Annotated in this window: 5 protein-coding genes; 4 read left to right on the plus strand and 1 reads right to left on the minus strand. The window is 67.5% G+C overall.

Annotated features, from left to right (window positions below):
• Positions 1–25: 25 nt before the first annotated feature.
• Entirely contained in the window at positions 26–223 is a 198-nt protein-coding gene (locus H3C53_12320; GenBank protein ID MBW7917449.1) for a hypothetical protein, read from the plus strand.
• 183 nt (positions 224–406) lie between these two features.
• On the opposite strand, the gene H3C53_12325 is transcribed toward H3C53_12320, so the two are convergent.
• On the minus strand, positions 407–2776 hold the full coding sequence (locus tag H3C53_12325) for a helix-turn-helix domain-containing protein (protein MBW7917450.1): 2370 nt from the start codon (positions 2774–2776) through the stop codon (positions 407–409).
• Positions 2777–3513: 737 nt separating this feature from the next.
• On the opposite strand from H3C53_12325, the gene H3C53_12330 reads away from it, so the two are divergent.
• From H3C53_12330 to H3C53_12340, 3 genes are read left to right on the plus strand one after another with little or no spacing between them, the layout of a single operon-like run.
• A complete protein-coding gene (locus H3C53_12330) occupies positions 3514–5895 on the plus strand; it encodes a penicillin acylase family protein (GenBank protein ID MBW7917451.1) in 2382 nt (793 codons plus the stop codon).
• Positions 5892–6962: a hypothetical protein gene (locus tag H3C53_12335; protein ID MBW7917452.1), complete on the plus strand. Its 1071-nt coding sequence runs from the start codon at positions 5892–5894 to the stop codon at positions 6960–6962. The genes H3C53_12330 and H3C53_12335 overlap by 4 nt, the downstream gene beginning before the upstream one ends.
• A complete protein-coding gene (locus H3C53_12340; GenBank protein ID MBW7917453.1) occupies positions 6959–8869 on the plus strand; it encodes an ATP-binding protein in 1911 nt (636 codons plus the stop codon). Before H3C53_12335 ends, H3C53_12340 begins: the two co-directional genes overlap by 4 nt.
• Positions 8870–8963: the final 94 nt, after the last annotated feature.

Consider the following 8963-nt stretch of genomic DNA (forward strand, 5'->3'; position numbering starts at 1 on the left):
CCAGAAGAGTGCAAGAGAGTCGGGCATGTTGGCGAGGGTCTTCAAGATCTTGTGGCCTGACGGTACGCCCGCCCGCACCTTCAAGGGCCTACTGGAGCACCTGGCGACCATCACCCAGAACACCTGCAAGCACCCCGCCACGGGAGTGACGTTCCCCGTGACCACGAGTCCCAACGCCACCCAACAGAAAGCACTCGACCTGCTGACCAGCATCAGCGTGTAGACATCCCCCCGCACCCCGAGGATCCCGCATTTCACGTGCAGGACGAGAGAACTACCACCCCACCAACCGGAACTTCAGACTAGAGCAGGCCTGCTACTCTTGGCACGGTTTCGTTGATGTCGACAGTGGCAAAGAGCCAGGCAGCCGACGCAAACGCGAGCTGTGCCCGACCAATGTGCCGTGCTACGGGCTGTTCCACTCTGCCCGGATACGTCTGATTCTTGCCGTGACCGCAGCTTGTCGAAAGTCGGCTTGAGGCAAGATTGCGCGTACTGCTAGCCAAATCTCAATATCGTCCTCGAGCAACGTTCCCAACTCAATCATCGCGTCGGGGTCCCCGGAGCGCAGAACTGCCTGCTTGAGTGACTCCTCAATGTGCCACCGCAACCTTACTACTTCGGGCGCATCTGAGTCCGCAAGGAGGGGGCCCTTGTAGAGATCCAAAGCGTCCTGAACATTGCCCGATTCAAGGTTACTAAGAACCTGGATAAAGTCTGCGTCGAATAGCGTCTCCAGCCGATAGGGCGAAGCTGAGATGGGTAGTTGCTTTCGGAGCCTTGATACTGCGACCTTTGTCCTGTTGGCATCACCGGCATCGCCATATTGGAGAGCATGCAACTTCTCTGCAGTAAGTCCGCTTGGATTGGCCGCGAGGAGAGCTAATATCTCTGAGTTTCTCATGGAAAGCTGGAATTGGCCATCCTGCGTTTGCATGTAGCGAGACCCAAGAAGCCGCAGCTGAATGTGGTTTGTACTAGCCTCGTAAAGGCCTCGCAATTCTTCAAGACGAGGGTGATTGGCCGCCAGTAGCTTCCAGCCGGTATGCCCGAGCGCGTGAAGAAACTGCCTATTCTGCAAGAGTATGCTGCGCGCACCTGCCACATCACGCAGGTTAAGCCGGCTAATGGCGATCCAAATCGCTGCACGAGCAACGTGAAATGCTTGCCCAATCATTGCTAGCTTCCGATGGGCTTCGGACAGCACTTCCTCGGCTGCGCTGCTGGCCTTCCACGAAAGCACGATGCCGCGAGTCAATAGTCCGAGTGCTTCCTCCTGGTGTGAGCCAGTGCGGCTCAATGCATAAGCGATTCCTGCTAACTTTTCTGCCTCTAGGATCTTACCCTGGGCAAGCGCCAGGCAAATTAGGTCAACGGCGGTATGTGCAGCAAACCCTCTAGGTGCTTCGTTGAACTGCGCTCTGTACAGTTTCTCAGCGGCATCGTACTCGTCAAGTAGGAAGTGGAGGTCCCCCTTGCTTGACGTCAGTAACTCGAGCCCCGGGACTCCAGCGACGATATCCCCGACTGAGGCCTCAGCCAAAGACTCTTGGGCGGTGCCTAGGTCGCCGACGAGTATACTCGCAAACGCTAGGGTGGCGATCGCTGAGAGCCGCCTTGGGAGGTCGCGTACTCGGCGCCTGTCGACTTCCGACAGCGCCCACCTCGCCCATCCTTGCGATTCGAAGTATCGGCCGCGAGTAAGCTCCATCTGCGCAATGTCGATGCCACACGCAACCACTAAGTGATCGGCCCCAGCAAGGTCCGCCAACCGCATAGCTTCCTCAAACATCAAGAGGGGCGTCTCCCTATCCCCATGAAAGCCAAGCGCATAACCGTGTGAGCGAAGGGTAACTGGGGACTCCAACGCTGATAGAGCCTTGCTAGTCTCCGAGAGGGTGTCTTTCGAAGGTACCGCAAGCGCCGCAATTGCACGCAGTCGCGGGGCAGCATCCTTCTCGAGAACCCTGACGACTTCAGGCATCAGCGTGCTGTGCTGTCCAATCGCGCAAGCTGCGGCAAACCGCCAGAATAAAATGTCAGCGTGATTGCGAACGTCGTTGGGTAGTGCATCAAGTCTACCCAAGAAATACGCATGTTCTCCCAGGTTGAATAGTGCGTCGCCAGCACGATCCACTACCTCGAGCAGCCGCTCAGGTGCCGACATGCAGGCCCATTCAAGCGCCTGGACCCACATGCCCCTGCCCAGAAGCGAGTCGATTATTAGGCTGGGTGCACTTGAATGAGCCGGAGGTGAGGCCGCAGTCGCCCGCTGCGCGGGTTCTGCGCTTGCATGTCTCTGGGTTGCGTACACACGCATGCAGAACTCCTGATAATTGCCACCGCAATCCTCAAGCGCCTGTAACGCTGCGCCGATACCAATCCTGTTAGCCGCCTCGTCCACGGCCTCTTCTGCGGTAAGTCTTAGGAAGTCGGGATCAACAGAGGTCAACTGGAACTCAGATAGTTTCCCTACTTCACTACCAGAGATAACTAGTAGGCGACTCTCGGAATCCAACGCAAGCGCAAGGCTGTGGCAGTACTCAAGCGCGTATTCAGGCCATCCCAGTATGAGTCCTACCGGGCCAATATGCGCTTGATACTCTCTTAAGGCGTTGATGGCCTCATCGAACGTAACAAGGTCCCGCCCTAGGCCCGTCCCGAGCCCGCCTGCGATCGATTGAACAATGGACGATAACGATTCCTGTGCGCCGGCTTCAGGGTTGAACCAGAGGACAATGGTGGGAAGACTGTTCAGGCGGACGGTGGTGCCCACCAACTCAATGCCGCTTTCGCGACTGGTAACGAGAAGGGTGCGGGTGGGGAGGGTAGAAAGTCGCTTTTGAACTCGGGATCGCCAGCCCATGGTGGTCACGCAGTTCCCTTTAATGCAAATCTGAGGAAGTTGGCTGCAGAGGCGGGTAACCCGATTGCACCTGCTCTGCCCACCAAGCTTCACGATTTTGGACAACTCAATAGTTGACGGCATTGTGTCACGGAACTGCCGTGGCGCGCCAACCTCCTAGGCAAATGGCAACGTTGCATTTTGGCTCAGCCCTCGCACGGGTGAGCAATCGAAGCCAGGCGCTAGAGGTCTAGAGGCGAGCGTGGGACAATGTGAAAGCGACTTCTGGGTGCTTTCAGATGCAGAATCTGGGACGGTTGAGCAATTGAATAGGTCCATCCGCCAAGGCCAGTAGCCATATGCGCGCCTTCCAGGTCCACTTGAACATCGTGGGCCAGTCGTACTTGGCTTCCTGCTGTAGAACTAGAAAGGACTTTCGCGAGGATTGGACGATGATGCTGCATATTGACCCCCACCAATCTCCCACCGTCGACGTCACCACCAACCACGAGGAACCCACAACCCCCAGCCCCCCCGGGCCCCGGCGCCTCCCTCGGCTAAGATGACCCCACTGCTCTCAGGGGGCACCTCTCGCTTTCGGCCGTTCGCGCCTCGCCGCACGCGCCGTGCGCCGCGCCCCCCGTCTCGAGGTCGTGGTCGTGAGAACGTTGGGTCGCGTAGTCCTGGTCCTGCTGCTCCTGGTGGTCGTCGCGCTCGCCGCGGGCTTCGTCTACCTGCGGACGTCGCTGCCGCGCGTTAAGGGTGAGGTGACCGTCACCGGTCCCACCGGCGCCATCGAGATCGTGCGTGACGCGGACGGCATACCCCACATCTACGCTGGCAGCCACGCCGACGCCGTGTTTGGCCTCGGCTTCGTTCACGCCCAAGACAGGCTGTGGCAGATGGAGTTCCAGCGCCGCGTTGGCAGCGGGCGGCTGTCGGAGGTCATCGGGTCCGCCACGCTCAGCACGGACCGCTTCATCCGCACCCTCGGCGTCAAGCAGGCGGCGGAGAGCGGCCTGGCCGCGTTGTCGGCAGAAGCCCGCGCCCTGATCGACGCCTACGTGGCTGGCGTAAACGCCTACCTGGCGCAGCGCAAGGGCGCCCTGCCCGCCGAGTTCTTGCTGCTCGGCTTCGAACCAGAGGCCTTCGAGGCCGTCGACGTCCTCGTGTGGGCCAAGATGATGGCCTGGGACCTCGGCGACAACTGGGGCGACGAGCTCTTGCGCGCGCAACTCGCCAAGCAACTGGCGCCCACCGACCTGGCCACCATGATCTCGACCCTGTGGCCCGGCTTCGACGACGCCGGCACCGTCGTTGTGCCGCCGGACCTGGCGGCCGACCTTTCGAGCCTCGACCTAGAGGGGCTCCTCGAGCTGGCCGGCCCCGCCAAGCCCGACGGTTACGGCTCCAACAACTGGGTCTTGGCGGGCAGCGCCACGGCCACCGGCAAACCCATCCTCGCCAACGACCCTCACCTCGGCCTGCAGGCCCCCTCGCTCTGGTACTTCGCGCACCTGGTCGCGCCCGGCATCGACGTGATAGGGGCCTCGCTCCCCGGCACCCCGGCCGTGCTGCTCGGGCGCACCGATCATCACGCCTGGGGCTTCACCAACACCGGGACCGACGTCCAGGACCTCTTCCTCGAGCGGCTCGACCCGACCGACCCGGGGAGGTACCTGACGCCCGGCGGCTCGGAGGCGTTCACGCGGCGGCGCGAGGTCATCGCCGTCAAGGGTCAGGCCGACGAGGTCATCGAGGTCCGCGCCACGCGCCACGGCCCCGTCATCTCCGACGCCGACGCGCGTTCGCTCGAGGTCGCCACCGGCCCCCTCGGCGGGTCGGACGTCGTGCTGGCCTTCTCCTGGACCGCCCTCGCGCCCGGCGACCGCACCATCGAGGCCGTCCTCGGCATGAACACGGCCAGGAGCTGGGACGAGTTCGAGTCGGCCCTCGAGCTCTTCGTGGCGCCCATGCAGAACATCGTGTACGCCGACGTCGACGGCGTGGTGGCCTTCTACGCCCCCGCCCGGGTGCCCATCCGCGCCTCCGGCACGGGCGCCGTCCCGTCGCGCGGCTGGACGGGGGAGGGCGACTGGGTGGGCACGGTGCCGTTCGACGAGCTGCCGCACGTGGTGCGGCCCGCCAGCGGCCGGCTGGTCACGGCCAACCAACGCATAGTTCCCGACGACTACCCCCACTACCTCACCGCCGACTGGAGCGCCCCCTACCGCGCCGAGCGCATAGGCGCCCTCCTCGACGCGCAGGCGCGCGCCACCGTCGACTACTCGGTGGCCACGCAGCTCGACAAGGTCTCCCTCATGGCGCGCGAGTTCGCGCCGCTGGCGCTGGCCGCGCCCGCGCAGACGGACGGCGCCAAGCGCCTGCAGGCACTGCTGGTCGGCTTCGACGGCACCATGGACGAGAGCGGCAAGGCGCCGCTCGCGTTCGCGGCCTGGTACCGGCAGTTCGCCTACTCCCTCTACGTCGACGACCTCGGCTCCATGGCGCAGCGCTTCTTCGCGCTGCGGCCCGAACTCACGCGCGCCATCCTCGCGGGCGAACCCGACTGGTGCGACGACACCCGCACGCCCGGCATCGAGACGTGCGAGCAGATGGCGGCGCTGGCGCTCGACGCGGCGTGGCGCGAGCTGGTGGCCGCCTTCGGCGACGACACCAGCAAGTGGAGCTGGGGCAAGGCCCACCGCGCCGTCTACGAGCACGCCATACTCGGCGCCACCCCGCTGGCGCGCTTCGCCAACCTCGCCATCGGCAACGGCGGTGACGCCTTCACCGTCGACGCGGCCGGCTACGGCCTCGAGTTCGGCTCCTTCGACCAGAGCCACGGGCCCGGTTACCGCGCCGTCTACGACCTCGCCGGTGCCGGCGGCTGGTTCATCCACGGCACCGGCCAGTCGGGCAACCTGCTGTCGGGCCGCTACCGCGACTACCTTGAGCGCTGGCAGCGCGGCGACATGATCCCCATGCGGATCAGCAGGGCAGACGCGGAGAAGGGGAGCCTCGGCACCCTGCGGCTCCAGCCCCAGTGAGGGCGCCCCCAGGCCGCGGCGGCGCGCAGCTGCGGCTGGAGCCGTGGAGCGTCACCCACGGCGCCTCGTGGCAGGACGACGGTCCACACGACGACGACACGGGTGGCGCCGAGGCGCTCGACGAGGCCGCCGTGAGCGTTGAGCTCCCGCTGGCGGAGTGGCGCGGCCTGACGCCCACCGCGCCCGCCGCCGTGTCGCGCGTCTGGTTCCTCGACGGCATCAGGCGCGTCGAGGCGCGCGCCGTGCTCGACACGGCCGACGGCCAACGCTTCGCCGCCATCGGTAGCTGCGCCGTTGGCGCCGTCGAGTGCGCCCCAGACGGCAGCGCCCCCGCCGCCCTGTGCGCCGGCCCCATCACCGAACGGTGGTGCGCCGTCGCGGCTGCGAGCGTCGACCTCCCAGACCTCCTTGTCGGCGCGGGCGCGGCCGGCGCCGCCACCTACCGCGTGGTGGCGTGCCCCGGCGACGACCACCAGGCCCCCACCCTCGAGCTCCAACGCCGCATGCGCGCCGCCGAGGTCAGGCTGGTGGGCGAGCTGCGCGCCCGCCTGGCGGCGCAGGGCCGAACGACCGCCGGGGACGCCCCCCTCCTCGTCTGCGACGGGCCGCGCCCCTACGTCGGACCCGACGAGCGCGTGGTGGGCTACGTCAAGACCGTGCAGCAGCAACGCCTCCCCCTGGCGGCGTTCCGCGTGGTGCGCGCGCTCGAGGCGGGGGAGCGCTCCCCCGTCTACCTGGTGGGCAGCGGCCCGCAGGCGCGCTTCGAGTGGTACCTGCGGCTGCGCGACCCGAGGCCCTGGCTCCACTCCCTCGCCGGCAGCGTGCGCCTGCAGGCGCACGCGGGCGAGCGACCCCACGAGCTGCTGGCCGCCGCCAAGGCCGTGGCCGACTGGAGCGCCGCCAACCTGGGCCGCTTCGCGACGCGCGCCCACCAGGACCCGCGCGCGCCGCAGCAGCTCCTGCCCGTCAGGGCGCTCGAGGAGACGCTCAGGCGCCGGCTGGGCAACCCCCAGCTGCTGCGGCGCCGCCTCGAGGTGGCCCTGGCCGCGGGGAGCGGCGCGGCGTGAGCGGCGCACCCACGCCGCTCGGCCGCGTCCTCGGCACGGAGGACGCCACCCCCGTCGCCTTCTGGTTCCTCGTGCAGCCCGGTCACAAGGTGAGGCTCGACGACGTCGTCACCGTGCGCACCGCCGACCCCACGAGCGCGGAGCGCGGCGTCACCTTCTACGGCGTCGTCGATCAGGTGCGGCGCCGCCACGAGGGCCTCCAGTTCGAGGGCGACACGAACCTGGTGGCCGAAGGGCTCATGCCCGCAGACGAGAGCTACGCCGCTCACGTGCTCGTCACGCGCCTCGAACCCGAGGAGTTCCTGCCGCCCGCGCCGGGCGACGCCGTCTGGCCGGCCACCGGCGCCGCCCTCGAGAAGGCCCTCTACGTCGACGGCATGACGTCCCGCCTAGGGGCCGGGTTGCTACGCAGCGGCGACCCCGCCTACCTCAACCTCGACTTCGTCGACGGCACGCGCGGCGCCCACGTCAACATCTCCGGCATCTCCGGCGTGGCCACCAAGACGAGCTACGCCCTCTTCCTCCTCTACGCCCTGTTCCACGACACCGCCGGCCGCGGCGGCGCGCCGCTCCTCACCGACCCGGCCTCGGCGCGCGCGCTCGTGTTCAACGTCAAGGGCGAGGACCTCCTGTTCATCGACGAGCCCAACCGCCGCCTCGAGGCGGAGGAGGCCGCCTGGATGAGCCGCAACGGCGCCACGCGCGACCGCTACCAGACCCTCGGCCTACCCGCCGGGCCGTTCGCGAGCTGCGCCCTATACGCGCCGCCACAGGACACCCCCGGCGACCGCCTCGTGGCCGACGTCCAGGGACGCTCCGGCGTGACGCCCTACGTGTGGACGCTGTTCGAGTTCTGCCACCAACGCATGCTCGGCTTCGCCTTCGCCGACGTGAGCAGCATGTCTCAGCTCGAGTTCCTCCTGCAGCACGTCGAGGAGCGCCTCTTCCAGCTCGCCAGGCGCCAGAAGGACGAGGCGCGCGGCGGCTTCCCCGGCGCGGCGCTCGTGGTGCCCGACTACGAGCCGCCCCCCGAGCCCGGCAGCGTCCGCGCGCGCGTCGAGGCGGGAGCCAGGCGCCTGGGCGAGGAGGACGGCCTGTCGTGGGACGGCCTTGGCGCCGCCGCGGCCGGGCACCGGCTCGAACGCTTCGGCGACCTCGTCGACTACCTGCAGTACAAGCTCCTCGACCAGGACGCCGAACCGGCCGACGCCGAGCGCGGCGGCGACAGGGGTGGCGACCCCGCCTGGACGGCCCGCCAGAACCGCGGCACGCGCGAGGCGTTCGTGCGGCGCCTGCGCGGCGCCCAGAAGCACCTCTCGCGCCTGGTGCGCGGCGACCTCGGCGCCAAGGCGGCCGGCGCCGCCCGCCTCGACGTGCTCGGCTCGCAGCGGCAGGTTCACGTCGTCGACATCCACCAGTTGGCGCCGCTCGCTCAGATGTTCGTGGTGGGCGTGACGCTGCGCGGGCTGTTCGAGGCCAAGGAGCGCGGGCACCGCGGCAAGCTGTTCGTGGTACTCGACGAGCTGAACAAGTACGCGCCCGCCGAGGGCGCGAGCCCCATCAAGGACGTGCTTCTCGACATCGCCGAGCGCGGCAGGAGCCTCGGGGTCATCCTGATCGGCGCCCAGCAGACGGCCAGCGAGGTGGAGCGCCGCGTGGTGGGGAACGCCGCCGTGCGGGTGGCCGGGCGCCTCGACGCCGCCGAGGCGGAACGCCCCGAGTACCGCTACATGCCCGCCTCGACGCGCTCCCGCACCACCATCCTCGCGCCCGGCACCATGGTGCTCCACCAACCCGACGTGCCCACCCCGGTGCTCGTCACCTTCCCGTTCCCGGCCTGGGCCACGCGCGCCGAGGAGCGCGACGCGCGCGTCAGCGACGAGGAGGTCGGCGGGCTGCTGCACTGACGCCGGCGGTCGCCCCGGGCCACCCCGCCGTCGGCCCAGCCCGCTTACACTTGCCCACATGAAGCTGCTGCACACCGCCGACTGGCACGCCGGC

It is taken from the genome of Trueperaceae bacterium (assembly GCA_019454765.1).
Lineage (GTDB): Bacteria > Deinococcota > Deinococci > Deinococcales > Trueperaceae > JAAYYF01.